General features: G+C 33.5%; 19 protein-coding genes. 10 read left to right on the forward strand and 9 right to left on the reverse strand.

From position 1 onward, the window contains the following. Positions 1-3: 3 nt before the first annotated feature. From QMO11_RS00715 to porT, 7 genes are all read left to right on the forward strand, one after another. Complete coding sequence (locus QMO11_RS00715) at positions 4-753, forward strand: LytR/AlgR family response regulator transcription factor (RefSeq protein ID WP_282035568.1); 750 nt, start codon at positions 4-6, stop codon at positions 751-753. A gap of 163 nt (positions 754-916) precedes the next feature. Further along, a complete protein-coding gene (locus tag QMO11_RS00720; protein ID WP_282035569.1) occupies positions 917-1,273 on the forward strand; it encodes a LytTR family transcriptional regulator DNA-binding domain-containing protein in 357 nt (118 codons plus the stop codon). Positions 1,274-1,304: 31 nt separating this feature from the next. Further along, the gene (locus QMO11_RS00725; protein ID WP_282035570.1) at positions 1,305-2,243 is read left to right on the forward strand and encodes a hypothetical protein; all 939 of its coding nucleotides are present in this window, start codon (positions 1,305-1,307) and stop codon (positions 2,241-2,243) included. Positions 2,244-2,285: 42 nt separating this feature from the next. After that, positions 2,286-3,152, forward strand: coding sequence for a hypothetical protein (locus QMO11_RS00730; RefSeq protein WP_282035571.1), 867 nt, complete (start codon positions 2,286-2,288; stop codon positions 3,150-3,152). A 25-nt stretch (positions 3,153-3,177) separates the two neighbouring features. Further along, positions 3,178-3,699 (forward strand): hypothetical protein, encoded by a 522-nt coding sequence (locus tag QMO11_RS00735; RefSeq protein WP_282035572.1) that lies wholly within the window; start codon positions 3,178-3,180, stop codon positions 3,697-3,699. 300 nt (positions 3,700-3,999) lie between these two features. Beyond that, entirely contained in the window at positions 4,000-4,731 is a 732-nt protein-coding gene (gene ubiE / locus QMO11_RS00740; protein ID WP_282035573.1) for a bifunctional demethylmenaquinone methyltransferase/2-methoxy-6-polyprenyl-1,4-benzoquinol methylase UbiE, read from the forward strand. A 53-nt stretch (positions 4,732-4,784) separates the two neighbouring features. Beyond that, on the forward strand, positions 4,785-5,498 hold the full coding sequence (gene porT, locus QMO11_RS00745; protein ID WP_282035574.1) for a type IX secretion/gliding motility protein PorT/SprT: 714 nt from the start codon (positions 4,785-4,787) through the stop codon (positions 5,496-5,498). Positions 5,499-5,553: 55 nt separating this feature from the next. Here the strand turns inward: porT and QMO11_RS00750 are convergent, their stop codons facing one another. Continuing rightward, a complete protein-coding gene (locus QMO11_RS00750) occupies positions 5,554-6,390 on the reverse strand; it encodes a CvfB family protein (RefSeq protein WP_282035575.1) in 837 nt (278 codons plus the stop codon). Between the two features lie 131 nt (positions 6,391-6,521). On the opposite strand from QMO11_RS00750, the gene QMO11_RS00755 reads away from it, so the two are divergent. Then, positions 6,522-7,649 (forward strand): hypothetical protein, encoded by a 1,128-nt coding sequence (locus QMO11_RS00755; protein WP_282035576.1) that lies wholly within the window; start codon positions 6,522-6,524, stop codon positions 7,647-7,649. 41 nt (positions 7,650-7,690) lie between these two features. Here QMO11_RS00755 and QMO11_RS00760 read toward each other — a convergent pair whose 3' ends face one another. Then, the gene (locus QMO11_RS00760) at positions 7,691-8,539 is read right to left on the reverse strand and encodes an HAD-IIA family hydrolase (protein WP_282035577.1); all 849 of its coding nucleotides are present in this window, start codon (positions 8,537-8,539) and stop codon (positions 7,691-7,693) included. A gap of 212 nt (positions 8,540-8,751) precedes the next feature. Here QMO11_RS00760 and QMO11_RS00765 point away from each other — a divergent pair, with 212 nt between their 5' ends. Continuing rightward, positions 8,752-10,368 (forward strand): ABC-F family ATP-binding cassette domain-containing protein, encoded by a 1,617-nt coding sequence (locus tag QMO11_RS00765; RefSeq protein WP_068472589.1) that lies wholly within the window; start codon positions 8,752-8,754, stop codon positions 10,366-10,368. Between the two features lie 57 nt (positions 10,369-10,425). Here QMO11_RS00765 and QMO11_RS00770 read toward each other — a convergent pair whose 3' ends face one another. Both QMO11_RS00770 and QMO11_RS00775 read right to left on the reverse strand, forming a co-directional pair. After that, on the reverse strand, positions 10,426-10,698 hold the full coding sequence (locus QMO11_RS00770; protein ID WP_068472590.1) for a DNA-binding protein: 273 nt from the start codon (positions 10,696-10,698) through the stop codon (positions 10,426-10,428). A gap of 91 nt (positions 10,699-10,789) precedes the next feature. Beyond that, entirely contained in the window at positions 10,790-11,482 is a 693-nt protein-coding gene (locus QMO11_RS00775) for a phosphatase PAP2 family protein (protein ID WP_282035578.1), read from the reverse strand. 106 nt (positions 11,483-11,588) lie between these two features. Here QMO11_RS00775 and QMO11_RS00780 point away from each other — a divergent pair, with 106 nt between their 5' ends. Then, positions 11,589-12,566: a diacylglycerol/lipid kinase family protein gene (locus QMO11_RS00780; protein WP_282035579.1), complete on the forward strand. Its 978-nt coding sequence runs from the start codon at positions 11,589-11,591 to the stop codon at positions 12,564-12,566. A gap of 30 nt (positions 12,567-12,596) precedes the next feature. Here QMO11_RS00780 and yidC read toward each other — a convergent pair whose 3' ends face one another. From yidC to hemN, 5 genes are all read right to left on the reverse strand, one after another. Then, positions 12,597-14,453, reverse strand: coding sequence for a membrane protein insertase YidC (yidC, locus tag QMO11_RS00785; protein ID WP_282035580.1), 1,857 nt, complete (start codon positions 14,451-14,453; stop codon positions 12,597-12,599). A 29-nt stretch (positions 14,454-14,482) separates the two neighbouring features. Then, positions 14,483-16,093 carry a CTP synthase gene (gene pyrG, locus QMO11_RS00790; RefSeq protein ID WP_068472596.1) on the reverse strand — a complete coding sequence of 537 codons (1,611 nt, stop codon included), beginning with the start codon at positions 16,091-16,093 and terminating at the stop codon, positions 14,483-14,485. A 107-nt stretch (positions 16,094-16,200) separates the two neighbouring features. Beyond that, positions 16,201-17,199: a ferrochelatase gene (gene hemH, locus QMO11_RS00795; protein ID WP_282035581.1), complete on the reverse strand. Its 999-nt coding sequence runs from the start codon at positions 17,197-17,199 to the stop codon at positions 16,201-16,203. Positions 17,200-17,204: 5 nt separating this feature from the next. After that, entirely contained in the window at positions 17,205-18,572 is a 1,368-nt protein-coding gene (gene hemG / locus QMO11_RS00800) for a protoporphyrinogen oxidase (RefSeq protein ID WP_282035582.1), read from the reverse strand. 9 nt (positions 18,573-18,581) lie between these two features. Beyond that, complete coding sequence (hemN, locus tag QMO11_RS00805) at positions 18,582-19,961, reverse strand: oxygen-independent coproporphyrinogen III oxidase (protein ID WP_282035583.1); 1,380 nt, start codon at positions 19,959-19,961, stop codon at positions 18,582-18,584. Between the last annotated feature and the right edge of the window lies 1 nt (position 19,962).

Below are 19,962 nucleotides of genomic sequence, written 5' to 3' on the forward strand. Positions count from 1 at the left end.
CATATGAGAGTAGTAATAATTGAAGATGAGAAACCATTAAGAGAGACAAATAGAAATCTCATTATAAATAATTTCCCGCAAATGGAAATTGTTGGGGAGGCAGCAGATGTTGCCTCATCCATTGAATTATTGAAAACGTGCAAACCTGATTTAGTTTTAATGGATATTGAACTCGCTGATGGCAATTGTTTTCAGGTATTACAAGCATGTAAACCTTATGTTTTTAAAATTATTTTTATTACTGCTTATAATCAGTACGCTATTAAAGCTATTAAGTTTAGTGCGATTGATTATATTCTAAAACCAGTAAATGAGTTTGAATTCTGTAATGCCATAAATGAAGTAATCGTTCGCTCAAAATCAGAGGAACTCCAAGAGCAGACTAACCATTTCGAAAAGCAGTTTAAAAGTTCTCAAGTTCCTGATAAAATTGTGCTTCGAACAGCAGAAACTCTATTTATTTGCAAGATTCAAGATCTCAATTATTGTAAAAGTGATAATAGCTATACAACCTTCTATATCAATGACCAGAAACCGATAGTGGTATCAAAAAGTATTAAGGAATACGAAGCTTTACTTTCGGAACATGGCTTTATCAGACCGCACCAGTCTTTTTTAGTAAATATTAATGCAATTTCTAAAATTGATAAAACAGATGGAGGTTTCATTATTATGAGCGATAACACTGAAATTCCGGTTTCTAAAAGAAGAAAACAGATGGTGCTTTGTGAACTAGATAATTTATTTTCTTAAAAGAATAGGGTCATTTTAATATAGTCTCAAATTCCTTATTTATGGTATTGATGTCATTTCGGATAAAATTATACCGCATTCAATAGTACGTTTACCGTATTCAAATTTACTTACAAACTCAGCTTTTACCTTCGTTACTTTGTAATAACAAAAACCATTTGTTATGCTCGGTTCAATAAATAAGGCTTTAATATCAGGTAAGGATTTTTATCATTATGTAACCATTGCTGATATTTTATACTGTAAAAGTAAAGGTTCTAATACTGCTTTCTGTGTGCAAGATTACGGTTTTATAAATGTATCAGTTGATATACAAACCGTAAGTGAAAAGTTACGGGTGAAAGGTTTTATAAAACCACATAATCTGTACCTAGTAAATCAGGCTTTTATACAAAGTATATCCCGAAAGAAACATACCGATATTCAATTAAAAGGTGGAGCTACTATACCAGTTAGTGAGGAGCTAAAAACAGAACTTATCAATAGTCTGGAACAATCACTTGGCTTACGCATACCCTAAACGTGAAATAATAACTCTAAAATATACGATTATGAAATCTGTAACCTCCATAATTTGCATACTATTTTGTAGTATAGCATTGCTAGCTCAACAATCCACTATTAATGGGTACTGGCAGTTGTCAAAAGTAGAAGTTGGCGAAAGGATATACAGTGATTTAAGTGCTATTTATGGCTTTGTAGAAGATGGAAAGCTAGTGGCTTCGCGGTCACTTAATGAAGAAACTTATACGGTTGGAGAGTGGGAAAAAAACAAAAACGAGTTACTCCTGCGTAGCAGTTCTTTGGATAATGATTTTAATGGGTCGGCAACTATTATCGACTTAACTACAGAGGATTTAGTTTACGAAAAAGATGAAGCGATTTTATATTTTACTAAGGTAGAGTTGCCAAATTTAGAGCCAGTTAAGGAGGGACATCATACAACTATAGAACATCTTGATTTTACAATAGATGATTTTTTTGATGAGGACGAAGAGTTTAAATATTATGATGATGAAGAGAAGCTCCCTTGGAACAATACTTTCGAGTTATTACAGTATCTAAGTAAGGTGAATGAGTTAGTTTATCATTATTTAAAAATAGATAGTGATGGAATAATTACAGATAATAAAACTCTAAAATCTAAAGTGATAACAAATTTAGAAGAGCCTAGTTTAAGTGTTGACTTTATTTTCCATGGATATGATGCCTATAACTTACCAAAGGATACTCAACTGCCGCCTAACATGTCTTATGACCACCTTTTGTTTCCAGAAAAAGAATACTCCTTTAGAATCGCAGGTAGTGAAATTATAACTACTCCTGCAGGAGAGTTTGATTGCACTGTATTGGAGGTAATTGGCGAGTTTGATGAAATAAGAAAGTTGTGGATGATAACCGATAAACCTGGAGTATATGCAAAAATTATTGTTTATAAATCGGGTGACTGGGGCTACAATGCCTTGTACGAATTGCAGGCAATTAATTAGTGATTTTTAAGAATATCAAACCCTCAAAAAAAACAAACTACAATGAAAACTTACAATAAGTTAATACTAGCATTTGTACTTTTTTTGATGTGCACTTTAACAGAAAGTCAGGTTAAGCGGTACACAATAAAATCGGGTAAGGTTTTATACTCAACAACAGGAAATGGAAGTGTTATGGGTACCAGTATAAGAACCAAAGGCACAGAAAGTTTATATTTCAAAGATTGGGGCAGAACGGAAATTAAGACAGCCGAATACACTGAGACGACTGTTATTAAAATGTTTGGAAAAACGAATGAAGAAACATTGAAAAAGCAAAGTGTCAATAAGTATGAGAATGGCCAAAGTTATGCAGTGGATTTTGAAAATCAGGTTATCTATTCGAATACGGATATGGCAATGGGCATGATAGCAAGCCAAAACCCGGAGAGCAATGCGAGTGATATAGGAGAGCAAATGTTTATTAATATGGGAGGCAAGAAGGTAGGTAAAGGACAAGTACTTGCTTATTCCTGCGATATATGGGAGTTTGCCGGAGGTAAACAATGGCTATACAAAGGCATTCCTTTAAAACTTGAAATGAAAATAATGGGCATTACAACTAGTACAGTTGCCAATGTTGCTGAATTTGATATATCTGTTCCCGAATCGCATTTCGTACTCCCGAATTATCCAATACAAGAATCGCAAACACCTTACCAAACTGATGCTTTGCTAGACGAGATGAATGACGAAGATCAGGATGAGCTTAATAGCGATATTAAAAAAATGCAAGAAATGGCTAAGATGAGCTATTCTAAATGGCGGACACTTGTAATTAATAGTGATGAGGAAGCACGTTCAATGAGCGAAGAGGAGTTACGTTCAATATACGATATGATGCAGCATATGGTAAAGCAAACGAAATAAATATTAATCCTAAATAATAGAAATCATGAAAAATTTATCAATCCAATTATTAGCAATTTTAACAGTTTTATTGTCGTTTTCATCTTGTGATAAAGAAAAAGCAGTAGATGATTTATTAGGTAATAACAATGAGTATATGATTAAATTGAATGGCGAGGTTTACGAAGAAGGCGAGAGCTTACTGTGTGGAATTAGTCAAGATGTTACTCACGAAGAAGCCATGGTAGCGGGTGTATCACCTACAATTACAATTGCTTTTGAAGTTAAGAATTATAAGGCCGGTGAAGTTTTAGAAGTCGGGCTTGAAGAAGAACTGAACTTTAGAGCTGTTGCAGCTGGGGTATTGATACTAAATGCAGATACCGATAGTGAAGAGTTTATTACTTATGTGGCAAAATCAGGAACGGCTACTCTAGTAAGTAAAAAAAGGATGGAATTTGATTTAAACTGTTATTCATTAATGGATGTTAATGATGATGGTAGCATTATAGATGGTGCAACAATGTATCATATTTCAGGTTATGTAACCGAAAATAATCCACAATAATTTATTGTTATTACCCTTCAAATTAGTACCTCATGTAAATCAAGTCTGTGGTACTAATTTCCGTTTAAGGTTTTCGTACCCAGAATGAAATTATAATCAAGTGTATTCCGTTTGTCCTGTAAGGGATATTGATAATTAATGAAAAGTCTAATGTATTTTATGAAGCAGAAGCAAAATCTGTTTGAACGATGAAACAATCTAAATTCAATTAATCCTATTCGTACTGATATGTGTAGTATTTTATTCGCAATTGTAAAATTCTATTGTATTTTTGCCCCTGTAAATTATTAAAATGCTACAATGTCGGTAACTCCATATAAAACGTCTGAAGAGGGAAAGAAAAAGCAAATAGAATCAATGTTTGATAACATTGCTCCTAAATACGATTTTCTAAATCATTTATTATCATTTGGTATTGATAAAATATGGAGGAGGAGAGCTATTGGCCTGTTAAAAAATATTCCTTCTCCTGTATTGCTTGATATTGCTACAGGTACCGGAGATTTAGCTATTGCCGCAATGAAACTAAAACCAAGTAAAATTGTAGGTTTAGATTTATCTGCAGAAATGCTAAAGGTAGGTCAGGAGAAAATTGAAAAGCTGAACCTTACAGATACCATATCCTTGGTGCATGGCGATTCTGAAAATTTACCTTTAAGTGATAATCAGTTTGATGCTGCTACAGTTGCCTTTGGTGTTCGTAACTTCGAGAATTTAAATAAAGGCTTAACTGAAATCTGCAGAGTTTTAAAGCCAGGAGCTAAGTTTGTGGTACTTGAGTTTTCTAATCCATCCTCATTTCCTTTTAAGCAAATCTATCAATTCTATTCTAGTAAAATATTACCATGGTGGGGCGGCTTGTTTTCTAAAGATAAAGCAGCGTACGAATATTTGCCAGAATCTGTTGCAGCATTTCCTGAAGGACAAGCTTTCGTAAAAGAACTTGAAGCTAGTGGTTTTACATCGTTAAAAGTATGGAAACAAACTTTTGGAGTGGCTACTATTTATTTTTCTGAGAAGAAAGTACAATAAAACATAATATTCAGAGTTTTATATTTAGTATTGATTGATAAAAAATATTTGAATTGAAGCATTTAATTATAGTATTCTTTTTAGTGTCTTTGGGTTTAGGTACATATGCCCAATCATCAAAGAAAAAGGTTGTGCCAAACCTTGTCACATTCGATCAAAAAAGACTGCACTTTGGTTTTTTAATAGGTGTGAATACTATGGATTTTACCATTCATCATTCTGGTGCTTCAACTCCCGAAAATGGCAATAATCCGCTATATGCCTCAGTTGAAAGTTTAACTCCGGGTATAAATCTGGGTATTGTAAGTAGTTTACGATTAAATCAGAATTTTAACCTAAGGGTTCTTCCAGGTATAAGCTTTGGACAGAGGAACCTTTCTTATATAGATGAAAATAAGGTAGAGAAAGAAGACGATCTTCAAATTAAATCTACCTTTATTGAGATGCCTATTTTGATTAAGTATAGCTCATCACGTATAAAAAACTACAAGCCATATTTAGTAGCAGGTATAAATCCACGATACGATTTGGCAAAAAGTAAGCAGGACGGTTTGGCTCTTAATAAAATGGATTTATATTACGAAATAGGGTTTGGTATCGATTCGTACTTAAATTACTTTAAACTAACTACTGAGTTCAAGATATCAATCGGTATGTTTGATGTATTAAACCATGAGGGTACAGGCGATATGGTAGACTTACCATATACACAAGCAATTGATAAACTTACTTCAAATATTTTTCAGCTTACCTTCTATTTTGAATAAAAAATGCCAAGATTGTTAAACCTTGGCATAATGTATTTTATAAATAAAATATAGCTTATTTTACTAACCTTATTCCTCCATCTTCAATTGTAATAATTCGTTGTTTGTAAAGTGCTCCAATCGCTTTCTTAAAACTCTTTTTGCTGATACCAAACATTCTTGAAATCTCATCGGCAGGACTTTTATCTGTTACAAGCATAAAACCATCTTCTGATTTTAGTTTGTTTAAAATATCCTGAGAAATTCCATCAACTTTTTGATAGCCTGGTTTCTCAAGGCTTAAGTCAATTTTGTCGTCTTCTCTAACTTTTTTAATATAGGCTTTTACCTTTTCGCCTTTGTGTATATCTCTAAATACTTCATTATGATAAAGCATACCTGAGTGTGTACCATTAATAATAGCTTTATAACCAAGGTCTGTTTCCTGAAATATCATGATATCTACCTCTTGGCCTTCTTCATATTCAGGCGGTAAATTATTTAAATACTTTTCAACTTTAGACGACGCTGCAATACGGCCACTTTCATCATCTAAATAAATATAAACAGGATAGTATTTCCCTTCCTCAATATCTAATTTTTGCTCTCTAAATGGTACTAATAAATCTTTAGGCAAGCCCCAGTCTAAAAAGGCACCAACTTTACCAACAGAGATGGCTTTTAAATAGGCAAATTCTCCAACAATCGCATGTGGCATTTCAGTAGTAGCAATTAACCTATCTTCAGAATCTAAGTATAGAAAAACCTCTAATTCTTCATCTACTGTACAATTAATAGGTACATATCTTCTTGGAAGTAAAATTTCGCCTAGTTCTTCCCCTCCATCAAGGTATAACCCAAAATCTAAATCCTTTACAACCTTTAAAACATTATAATTACCTACTTCTACCATCGTACTCTATATATTTATTTGCTGCAAAGATATACAAAACATTGAGTAAATTTACTTTGTTATCATAACGGCACTGTTATTGTTACCGGAATTTTGTAAATTTCTATACTAAACTAAATAACATAAAAACGATGCATCATTTAAAACTTATTTTATCCCTAATCATTCTATTCTCAGTATCCTCGTGTTCTTTATTAAATATTGCTATTGAATCAGATGTTGTTCCCCTGCCAAAAAGAGAACTTAATACTCGTATGGCTGTCCGATCTTTTTATCATGACTTTTCTGGGAAAGTAATATTGGCTGCCGATTCTATCTATCAAGTATCAGAAGATGTTGAAATAAAAGGACGTGCTTTAAAATGGAAGATGAGTGCAACAGGGGCAGCAGCAAGTGCAGCCTATCAAACGGTACCACAAGTTTCGTTGGTTGATACTTGGTTGCTTTGTTTACAAATGGAAGATTATTTTAATAGTAGTTATGGTGATACTATTTTTCATACAAATACACATTTGGCGAGTGAGGTTTCTGCAGAACTGAGTAAGGAAATTAGCTCAGTTGCAAAATCGCTTTATGGCAAAGAATTTAAAGATCTAGAGTCTTTTGTAAATCAATATGCGAAAGAACATGCGGTGCACGAAATGTTTTTTCCTAGAGAGAATATCATGCCTAGTTTAGCAGAGTATCTTGAAATTCCAGATACCAGCTATGTTGAAACAGTAGGTTCTGCTGCTGAAGTGATGAATGATTTTACCGATCGCTTAAGCGGATATAATACACAAATAGGCAATCAGCTAAATTGGCAAAAAGATTTATTTACCCTAAAATGGGAGAATGACAGCTTAAGCGAGAAATATCTTGAGAAAGCAGATTCTTTATCTGCAACAATAAATAGGTTGGCAATTATTGCACAAGAATCACCTGAAATGTTAGGTATAGTTGCAGAGCGTATGCGCGAGGAATTAACACCTCTTATTTATCAGATGAATAATGGTATGGAAACGTCGATAATGCAACTTTCTCAAGAGCGTGATTCTCTTCAAAAGTTTATTCATGAACAAAGAGCTATCCTTGTTGAGGATATGAATGCTACCGGTGCTAATCTTATAAAGGAGACCACAGAAAATGTTGGTAAAATGATTCGATCAGTATCGTGGGTATTAATCATTTTGGTGCTTGTATTAGCGGGCGTAATGTTTGGAATTCCATTTTTTGCAGGTTACCTTTTAGCTAAGGCTAGATTTAAAAAGAAAGAATAAGATCAATAAAAAGCTCAGGCTATAAACCTGAGCTTAATTTTTTAGTCTAATACCGAGTTGCAAATATAATTCGGATGTATATTTTTATCTTTAATCAACTTTTCTGCTTGATTGGCTAGGGTACTACCCGATAGAACAAGTACAGTATCAATGCCAAAATTATTGGCTCCAATAATATCAGTATCTAAAGTATCCCCAACCATTACAATATCTCGTTTTTCAATCTTTTGCTTTGCGTTAACCATATTAAAGCCAAATTGAAAGATGCTTTCATAGGGTTTTCCAAATTTAAAAAACTTGCGATCAGAAACAGCTTCAAACATGTTTGCCAAACTACCAATTGCAATAGCAGTATCTTTATCGTTAACCGGATAAATTAAATCGGGGTTAGCCACAATAACAGGAATGTTAGTTGATCTAATAGCATTTAAGGTACAATTAATACCTTGTTTAAAATCATATCCACTATCATCAAATAACATGATAGCTCCTAACTCGGCATAATTATATTCAGAGTCTTCCTCTATTTTTACAGGAATTAACTCAGCATTTTTCATATAGAATTCTGAGCTTTTTCTACCTAAGTATGCTACTTTCTTCCCTGGGCTAATGTTTTCTTTTAAGAACGATTCAGCCATCATAGCAGAAGAAACTATATTCTCAGCTTTAATTGTATCAATACCTTCTTTGTGATATGCTTCAGTTAGTAATTCAGGAGAGCGTGAGGCATCGTTTGTAATAATGTAAAACTGAATGTTCTCTTCTAAAAGAAAATCCAACATTTCCTTAACACCTTCAATTGCACCGTTATGTTTTTTAAGCACACCATAGGCGTCAAAAAACACAACTTTATAATTTAATACTACATCTTTAAATTTCTGTAATTTCATATTGCTAAGAATAAAATTTGTTTGGCAAACATAGTTAAGTAAATATTTATTTGCCATTAAGCCTGTTAATAATTAGGGATATTTTCAATAAACATTAAAAAATCATCATTATTAAACATTAGTTAACAAATAAGAAGAGGTAATGTAAGGTTTGGTGAATTTAAATAATTAATTTTGCGCTCCTTTTTAGATATAAAGCAAAACATATACAAATGATTACAGTATCGAATTTAAGAATTCAGTTTGGTAAAAGAATACTTTTCCAGGATGTTAACCTAAAATTTCTTCAGGGTAACTGTTATGGTATTATTGGGGCTAATGGTGCTGGTAAGTCAACTTTATTACGTATTCTAAGTGGTACTCTTGATTCAACAGGAGGAACAGTAGTGTACGGACCAAGTGAGCGCTTATCGGTACTGAAGCAAGACCACCATGAGTTTGATGAGCAAACCGTTTTAGATACGGTATTAATGGGCCATCAACCTTTGTGGGATGTAATGCATGAGAAAAATGCATTGTATGCCAAAGAAGATTTTTCGGATGCAGATGGTATAAAAGCTTCTGAATTAGAAGAGAAATTTGCAGAAATGGATGGTTGGAATGCAGAAAGTGATGCAGCCAACTTATTGAGCGGTTTAGGTATTAAAGAAGACCTACATTATTCGCAAATGGAAACTTTACCTGGTAAAGTAAAAGTAAAGGTTCTTTTGGCGCGTGCCTTATTTGGTAAGCCAGAAAACTTGTTGTTGGATGAGCCAACTAATGATTTAGATTTAGAATCGGTACAATGGTTAGAGAACTACCTTTCTAATTTCGAAAACACTGTATTGGTAGTATCCCATGACCGTCACTTCTTAGATGCCATTTGTACGCATACTGTAGATATTGATTTTGGTAAAGTTAAATTGTTCTCAGGTAACTACAGTTTCTGGTATGAGTCAAGTCAATTAGCATTGCGTCAGCAACAACAACAGAACAAAAAAGCAGAAGAAAAGAAGAAAGAACTCCAAGAGTTTATTTCTCGTTTTAGCGCGAATGTTGCTAAGAGTAAGCAAACAACTAGTCGTAAAAAGATGCTTGAGAAACTTAATGTAGATGATATTGAACCTTCTACACGTAAGTATCCAGCATTGATTTTTACTCCAGAAAGAGATCCAGGTAATACAATATTAGAGGTCCGTAATTTAAGTAAAACCGTTGAGGGGAAAACTTTATTTAAAGATGTATCTTTTAATGTTGAGAAAGATGATAAAATCGTTTTCTTATCAAAAGATCCTAGAGCGATGACTGCCTTTTTTGAGATCATTAATGATCATGAAAAACCAGAGACAGGTGAGTATCGTTGGGGACAAACAATTACTACAGCATATTTACCAGTAGATAACTCAGAGTTTTTTAATAACGATTTAAATCTTACAGATTGGTTAGCTCAATTTTCTAGCGATACCACAGAAATGTTCTTAAGAGGTTATTTAGGTAAAATGTTATTTTCAGGAGAAGAAATCTTCAAAAAGAGTAGTGTTTTATCAGGGGGAGAGAAAATGCGTTGTATGATATCTCGTATGATGCTTAGGAATGCTAATACAATGATTTTAGATACTCCAACTAACCACTTAGACTTAGAATCGATTCAGGCATTTAATGAGAAATTAACGCAGTTTAAAGGCATTGTTTTATTTTCTAGTCATGACCACGAGTTTATTCAAACAGTATCTAATCGTATTATCGAGTTAACTCCTAATGGAATTATCGATAAGCAAATGGATTACGATGATTATATTTCGGATGAAGCTTTAAAGGCGAAGCGAGAAAAAATGTATCAAGAATAATATTAAATTTATTTATACTAAAAAAGGGCTGAATTTCAGCCCTTTTTTTATTGGTTCTTAGTTGTACTCATAAACTTTTTTCTTACCCTCTAAAATATCTTTGGCAAGTTGTAAAATTGTTGTGTCGTCTAGTTCAACAATACCACCATCAGGTCCGGGTTCAATGTGAAACCCTACACTTCTGCCTTGGCGATAATTATACCCTCCAAAATAGTTCCGCACTGTTTCTACGTTTAATTCCAAATCATTAGCGATAGTTCGCATGCTGCCAATAGGTAGACTGTCTTTTAGCTTTCTTAACTGGTTAAAAGTGATTGTTGTAGTACTCATAAGCCATCTGATTTTAAAATTTGAAGTCCTTATCAATTTAAGAAAAACAAATCGCAATTAAAACAGATTTAACATTTAAGTAATTTCTAGGTTAGATTAAAACTTTAGAGGAAAGTAAAATTATTGCGAAACTAATGATACCCGCAAATACAATCTGCAAAATATCTTTACATTGAAACTGTTCAGCTACCCCACGTTTTAAACCTTTACCATTGAAAAAAGTAAGTCTTATGAATCGAGGCGTTAAGGTAATGTATATTCTGTATACAATTAATGCGATAATGCTTCCTAATAGTAAACCTCCTAATACATCGCCTGGGAAATGAACACCTAAATATATACGTGAATACGATATTATTAAAGCCCAAATAAATATAAATGCTGAGAAAACTTTGTTTCTGAATACCAAGGATGTAAAAACTGCTATTCCCATTGTGTTAGCTGCATGTGAAGATACAAAGCCATAAGTACCGCCTCTGTATCCATTTACGATTTTTACAAAATCTTGTAATAACGGGTCATGAGTTGGGCGGAAGCGAGCTATTGTTGGTTTTAAAAATCCAGAGGATACTCTATCACACAGCACAATTAAAATGATTATGGCAATAACAGAAATCCAACTTTGATATTTTTGGTTTTTTATAATGGTATATAATATCATTACGTATAAAGGTATCCAAACAGTTGTGCTAGATATAATCCACATAAAATTGTCCCAAAAATCCGTGTGGAAGTAATTTAAGAATAATAATAATTGACTGTCTAAATCAAGTAATGCTTGCATTCTCTAATATTTAAAGTATTTAATATAAATCTATTATTGAAAAATCATCAGTGTTAAATTTCTCACTACATTTGTTACCGACAATGATACAAAACTTACGTGTTATATGGTGAATAGGTTACTATTTCTTATAAATCCTGTTTCAGGAATTGGGAAGCAGCGTACAATTGAGAAATTAATTGAATCAGAATTAGACAAAAATAAGGTACAAGCAGATGTGGCCTACACTCAATACAAAGGGCATGCCAGAGAACTTGCTGCCGGAGCTGTTGATGATTATGATGTAGTTGTTGCCGTTGGAGGAGATGGAACTGTAAACGAGGTTGCATCTCGTTTAGTAGGGACAGATACCGCCTTAGCTATTATTCCGGCCGGTTCAGGTAATGGTTTAGCTCGTTACCTCCAAATACCTTTACGTGCACAAAAGGCGGTTCAGGCTTTAAATTATATAAATCTTCGGAAGATAGATACCCTAAAAGTGAATCAGTTTTGCTCAGTAAATGTTGCAGGTGTTGGTTTTGATGCTCATATAAGTCATAGTTTTGAAGGACGAAAGTTACGGGGGCCATTGAGTTATGCACAGCTAGTTTCTGCTGAATTTGCAAAGTACAAAACCAACTTTTTTAAAGTTACTATAGATAACGAAAAGAGCTTTAAAGATGTATTTCTAATAAGCTTTGCTAATTCATCGCAATATGGAAATAACGTTTATATTGCCCCTAATGCTAAAATTGATGATGGCTTAGTTGATGTATGTGTTATAAATCGTTTTCCTAAAATAATTGCAGGAGCTATATTGTTAACCTTGTTTGGTAAAACAATGGAGCAAAACGATTTTGAGGAGATAACTAAAGCCAAGCATATTGAAATTGAAAGTGATGATGAGATAAAGGGACATATAGATGGAGAACCGGTAATGCTAGGAAAAAAGGCTATTGTTAAAGTAGTTCCGTTATCATTAAATGTGGTGGTTCCACCTAAGCACTTAGTGGATAGATGGACAGATCCATTTGTAGAATTTATTCCGAATATTGAAGATTTTGTAAACGAGTATATATTAAACAAAAAAAAGGAAGACCAATAGTCTTCCTTTTTTTGTATAGAGTAAATAATATTACTTTTTCTTTTGAGCAGCTTTAGCTTTTTGTTGTTGCTTAGCCATCTCTTCTAGTCTGGCTTGAAAACCCGATTTCTTTTTCTGAGGTTTCTTTTGATTCGCATTTAGTTTTGCTAAAATAGCTTCTTCATCAACAAAACGTCTAATTAATACGGTTTGAAGTATAGTAATTAACGTTGAGATGAAATAGTAATAACTTAAACCAGCAGCGTAGTTATTAAAGATGAATAAGAACATAATAGGCATCATATACATCATGCTTTTCATTCCAGGCATCTGACTTGTAGATGCTGTCATCTCTTGATTCATCTTAGTGTAAACAATATTAGTTACTGCCATTAATAATGTAAACAAACTAATATGGTTACCATAGAAGCTACTAATTAATGGGATGTTTGTTGTCCACTCAAAAATAGAATCGTAAGTAGATAAGTCGGTTGCCCATAAAAAGCTTTCTCCTCTTAATTCAATTGAAGCAGGGAAGAAGCGGAACATGGCAAACAAAATAGGCATTTGTAATAACATTGGTAAACATCCGCCAAGTGGACTAACACCAGCTTTACGATATAGTCCCATTGTGGCTTGTTGACGCTCCATAGCTTTATCAGCAGGTATTTTCTCGTTAATGGCATCTATTTGAGGTTTTAAAACTCTCATCTTAGCTGATGACATATAAGATTTATATGTAAGAGGGAATAGGGCTACCTTAATTAATAAAGTTAAAATTAAGATGATTAATCCATAACTTGCAATTGAGCCTTCTAGCCAATTAAATACAGGGATAACAACAAAACGGTTGATCCATCCAAAGATACCCCAACCAAGATCAATAATTTTGTGTAGCTCAATGTCCTTGTACTTTCTAAGCGTTAAATAATGGTTTGGACCATAATAAAACTGAAAATCTTGAGAACTTTCAATGCCACCTTCATAAGGTATTACTAATGATGATTTGTTAGTAGAAATAACTTGAGATCCTTCTATATCATTTACCACTGCAGCAACAGACCCACTTGTAAACTTATCTTTTGCAATAAATACAGAAGCAAAAAACTGATCTTTGTAGGCTACCCACTTTAAAGGTGTACGAATTTCTTCTTCTCCTGATTTTCCTTGTATTTTATCAAGATCATCTTGATCATATTTAAAGAAAATACCTGAGTTTTGAAGTTCATTTTTTCTACCCTTTTCTTGAGCGAAAACATCAACTTTCCAATCAAAGTCTAAACTACCTCTATTGGTTTGAATAATACCATCCATATTCTTCTGAGACATGGTCATATCAATCATATATGAATCCTCAGGCAATGAATATGTAAAGGTCAATTCTTGATCATCTGCTGTTTGCAAGGCGTAAGCAATAGATGTTTTAGAATTTGAGTTTAACTTATTAAAAAATAAGTTATTTGTGTTGAATGGTTTATTGTTGTGGTAAAAGTTAAAACCAAATGTATTGTTTTCACCATCAAATAAAATTAATGGTTTTTCATCATAGGTTTTAAAATCTTTTAATTCAACAGAATAAACTTTACCACCTTTATTAGAGAAAGTAATTTTAACCAAATTATTTTCTAAAGTAGAAAACTCAGTTTCTCCTTTTATCGCATTTGAAAAAGAACCAAATTTCGCTTTTAATTCTTCATCACTCGTTGTGTCAGCAATTGATTCTGTAATTTTATCAGCAATTGGCAATGCGTCTTTTGCAGCTTCTTTTTCTTGTAAAGCGGCAATTTGATTTTGTCTGTTAAGTTCTCGCTGTTTGGCAAGTTCTTCTTCACTAGGCTTATTCATCCACCAAAATACTCCGAGTATTAAGGTTATAAGTACTAGTCCTGTAACGGAATTTTTATCCATTTCTTAGTGAAATTTTATTAAGAATTAGCTTATTTCTTTTGTTGTTTGATTGCAGCCTCGATAAATGCCATAAAAATTGGATGTGGCTTTAATACGGTACTGCTGTATTCTGGATGAAACTGTACACCGGTGAACCAATCTAGTTCTGGAATTTCTACAATTTCCACTAAATCAGTATCCGGGTTAGTTCCTGATGCAATCATACCATTTGATTCGAATTGCTCTATATAATCATTATTGAATTCGTAACGATGGCGATGACGCTCTGAAGTTTCATTCCCTTCGTATGCTTTATAGGCATTGGTATCATCTTTAAGCTTACAAGCATAGGCTCCTAAACGCATTGTACCACCCATATCAGATACATTTTTCTGATCTTCCATTAAATCAATAACCGGAAATTGTGTTGAGTGATCCATCTCGGTAGAATTTGCCTTGTTAAGGTTGGCAACATTACGTGCAAATTCAATAACTGCACATTGCATACCTAAGCAAATACCTAAGAAAATCTTATTGTTCTCACGTGCATATTTAACCGCAGATAACTTTCCTTCAATACCTCTGCTTCCAAACCCTGGAGCTACTAAAACAGCATCCATAGCTTCAAGCTTGCTAGCAGCATTTTCGTTAGTTATTTCTTCAGAGTGTATTAAATGAATTTTAGCTTTTCTATCGTTATAGGTGCTCGCGTGAATTAATGCTTCAATAATTGACTTATAAGCATCAGCTAACTCAACATATTTACCAACAATACCAACGTTAATTATTTCGGTGGCATTTTTCATCTTGTCAAGGTAGTTTTTCCAAAGTTTTAAATCAGGCTTCTTGCTAATTGGTAAGTCCAATTTCTCAAGAACAATTTCATCTAAACCTTCTTCCTGCATTTTTACAGGTACCTCGTATATGGTTGAAACATCAATTGATTGAATTACAGCACGTGGGTTTACATTACAGAATAATGCAACTTTACGTCTGATATCGCTACCTAATTCTTTCTCCGTTCGTAAAACTAATACATCAGGCTGAACTCCAGCTTCTAATAATGTTTTTACAGAGTGTTGAGTAGGTTTCGTTTTTAATTCGCCAGAAGCATTTAAGAAAGGAACCAATGTTAAGTGTATAACCATTGCTCTATTTCCTAATTCCCATTTTAACTGACGCACAGCCTCAACATATGGAAGTGATTCTATATCACCTACAGTACCACCAATCTCAGTTATTACAACATCAAACTTGTGCTTTGTGCCTAATAATTTGATGTTACGTTTAATTTCGTCGGTGATATGTGGTATAATTTGAACGGTTTTTCCTAAGAAGTCACCTTTTCGTTCTTTATTAATTACATTTTGATATATTCTACCTGTAGTAACATTATTTGCTTGCGATGTAGGAGTATTTAAGAAACGCTCATAGTGACCTAGATCTAGATCAGTCTCAGCACCATCTTCAGTTACATAACATTCTCCGTGCTCGTAGGGGTTTAAGGTACCTGGGTCAATATTCAAATATGGGTCAAGTTTTTGAATAGTTACTTTATAACCTCTCGACTGCAATAATTTTGCCAATGAAGCTGAAATAATTCCTTTTCCCAATGATGAGGCAACACCTCCTGTAACAAATATATACCTAGTATTCGGCATGTACTTTTTATTTTATATTAAACCAAAAAAATCAAAGCGCAAAGGTATAAAAAATATAGTGTTTGTGGGGATATTAGTTTAAAAGTTTGTTAACGAAACTTTTATTCTTAGTTAATAATATTGGTAATGGCTTTTACCCAATGATCTGAATCGTTAAGACTTTCTACTAGCGTGAGTTTTTCGCCACCAGCCTTTAGGAAATCTTGTTCGTATTCATACGATATTTCAACTATGGTTTCTAAACAATCGGTTACAAATGCTGGAGCAACTACAAGAATCTTCTTTTTTCCATCCGCAAGTAGCTTCATCAGTAATTCATCAGTAAATGGAGTTAACCAGTTTTTTGATAAACGCGATTGAAATGATACTGAGTAATTTTTTGAATCGATGTTAGAAGCAGCGGCTAATAAACGTGTAGTTTGGTAACATGTAGCTTTATAGCATTTACTGCCATAATCAGGCATCTGTTTCTCGCATATGCATTGAACTCCGCTGTGTTGCGGGTGTAATTTTTCAACTTGGCGAATAGGTAGGCCATGATAGCTAAATATTACATGGTCATAACTATCCGGTTGCTTTGCTAAAATATTAGTTGTGAAAGCCTCAATAAATTTAGGATGATTATAAAATTCATCGACAAAAGATATATTAGCTTCAATTTTTAGCTTTTTAGATAGGCTTTCAATATTTTTTATTGTTGATAATGTTGTTGATGTTGCATATTGCGGATACATGGGAAGTACCTTAATTTCAGTATGCTTATTTTTTTTAATTTCAAGTAAAGCCTTTTCAACACTTGGATTACCATAACGCATTGCAGAGTATACTGTATACTCACCCTTTAAATGGTGATTAAGTTTATCGCGTAAGCTATTTTGATGGTATAAAAGTGGAGAACCTTTACTAGTCCATAATCGTTTGTATAATTCTGTAGAATTATTTAGTCTGAAAGGGATTATTATTCCGTTAACCAATAATTTACGAGCTAACCAAGGAATATCAATTACGTATTTATCGTTTAAAAAGGGCTTTAAAAAACGTTTTACTGAAGGTTTGTCTGGTCTATCTGGCGTACCAACATTTACTAATAATAATGCTTTTCTCATATTAACTAAGAGTTTTCAATAATTTGGATAGCAATGTCTTTGGCTTGTTTAATACGATCTGCCATACCTATACCATCTCTGATATTACCGGCAATTATTAATCCCGGATATAGCTTTTCTAATTCTTTAATTGTTTCGAAACGATGTTTTGAAGTTATTTCGTATTGTGGAATAGCGTGTTTGTACCTATTTATATGTATTAAATCTGGGTTTTCACTGGATTTTAGAGTTTCCCTAATTTCTTTCTTAACAATAGATGTCAACTCATCATCAGTCATTTCAAAAATATCAGGACGCCTAACACCTCCCATGAATACTGAAAGAAGTGCACCTTCTTCTGATTTTCTGCCTTTAAAAAGCGAACCCGTAAATAAAATACCTAAAGCATCACGTTTTTCTATGGTTGGGTTTAATCCTCCAAAAGCATTTAAAGGAATTCCTTGCCATTTTTTATAGCCGACAATTACTTGGCATACCTGAGCGTATTTTGTGTCGTTTATTGGTTTCAGATTTTTATCAGAAATAAAAGAGAAAACCTTACTTAAAGCATAGCCACCAATTGTACTAATAACTCTTTGAGACGAAATTGTTTGAGAACCGTTTGGTGTTACAATTGTGCTGACATACTCAGGCTTCTGATAATCAATATTAACATTAGCTTCACTAATGATGTTCTCTTCACCAATTGCTTTAACTAGGGCTTTCACCAAATTAGATAAGCCACCCTCTGCCGAAAAAACTTTACCCGTAGCCTTTTTTTGAAGGTCGGTTTTAGGTTCCTTCTTCTTTTTGAAGCCACCTTTTATAAAACTGCCATACTTTTGTTCTAAGTTATACAACTTTGGCAATGCATATTTTGGAATTAAGGTTTCTGGATTACCTGCATAAATTCCGGATATAAATGGATTCACGGCATAGTTTAAAAAGCTACTACCCAAGCGTCGCCTAACCATATCCGCTAATGTTTCATTTGGGTTAGTTCCTTTGGGTTTGAATGGTTCGCTTAAAATACCAAGTTTATCTTTTCTTGAAAATAAAGGGGTTTTAAAAAAAGCTATCGGGTTTGATGGAAGCGAATTCCATTTGTTGTCTTTCCAAATCCAACGGTTATTTGCTTGAGGATTTGCAATTTCAAGCGTTACGTCATTTTTTAAATCCTCAAATAATTGAACTGTTTCAGCATTGCTTAAAGTACCCGTATTAGGACCGATTTCAAAAGTAAAACCATCCTTTTTAATGGTTTGAATTACACCACCAATATGCTTGTTTTTATCAATCACTAAAACTGACTTACCAGCTTTGGTAAGATAATAAGCCAACGTTAAGCCAGTTAATCCTGATCCAATAATTACAATATCTTTACGGGTATTCATATGCTGGGCTTATAATGATTTTGAATATTGTTTTTCGCTTTGTTTCAAGGCTGGATCAAATGCAGCTACAATGTTTCGTATAAAAACGGTACCTAATTCAGTAATATGAATTTCGTTTTCATCGTAGTTTAATAAATCATCCGCTTTGAAGCTTTCTAATACTTCTGCATTATAACCAACCGTTTGTTTTATTTTATCAGCTGATATATTTAATGATTCGCCAAGTTTATCCCAATTGATATATTTATTACACATCAATTCATTAATTACTTCACGTATTATAATCTCGTGAGCTTTTACCTTGTAGCCTTTTTCAACGGGAAGAATTCCTTTGTTAATTTGGCTTATATATTTAAATTGATCTTTTGTGTTTTGTGCATAACCTTCGGTTAATTGACCAATACTTGATACTCCAAAACCATAAACTTGTCCGGTAGTACGTTTGGTACAATATCCTTGAAAATTACGATGTAGTTTATGATCGTTTAAGGCAACGGCCAACTCATCTTCAGGAAGAGCATAATGATCAAGGCCAATTGGAATGTAACCACCATCTTTCATTAATTTATAGGCGGTTAAAAACATTTCCATTTTTTCTTCAGCATTTGGTAATCCCTTTTTCTCAAGAATACGTTGGTGCGTTTTCATCCAAGGTACATGCGCATATGAGAATGTTACAATTCTATCGGGACGCATGGCAATTGCCTTTTTTATAGTTTCACCAAAGCTTTCGGCATCTTGCTGAGGTAATCCATATATAAAGTCGAGGTTAACCGACATTTTTGGATCGTGCTTTTTCACGTATTGAATCAATTCATCAACAGGAAGTGCAGATGGTAAACGGTTTACGTTTCGAAGAATGTCAGGATCAAAATCCTGAATTCCGAAGCTAAAACGATTAAAACCAGCATCAAATAGCTGGTCCATATATTCCCATGTTAATAGTGCCGGGTTACATTCTATAGCAATCTCTGGGTTATCAATGAATTCAAAATTATCAAATAATAATTGATTCAATTCTTTTAAGAAAACCGAGTTAATTGCATTTGGCGTTCCTCCACCATAATGAATTTGAGTAACTTTTCTGCTTTTATCAATGTCTTTAATGGTTAGTCTGATCTCTTCTTTAACGGCATCAATATACTTTTTAACAGCATCGTCGTTTACCATTACAATGAAGTTACAGCCACAATAAAAACAGATTTGTTTACAAAACGGAATGTGAATATAGAATCCAATGTGATTCGGATCGCTCAGATTTGAAGCTGTAATTAATGAGGTGTAATCATCACCTGAAAAAGTATCGTTGAAATGATTTGCAGGTGGGTAACTCGTATAACGAGGTACCTGCACATTATATTTTTCTAATAGTTCGTTACTAACCTTCATC

This window comes from Saccharicrinis aurantiacus, assembly GCF_947489045.1.
Lineage (GTDB): Bacteria > Bacteroidota > Bacteroidia > Bacteroidales > Marinilabiliaceae > Saccharicrinis > Saccharicrinis aurantiacus.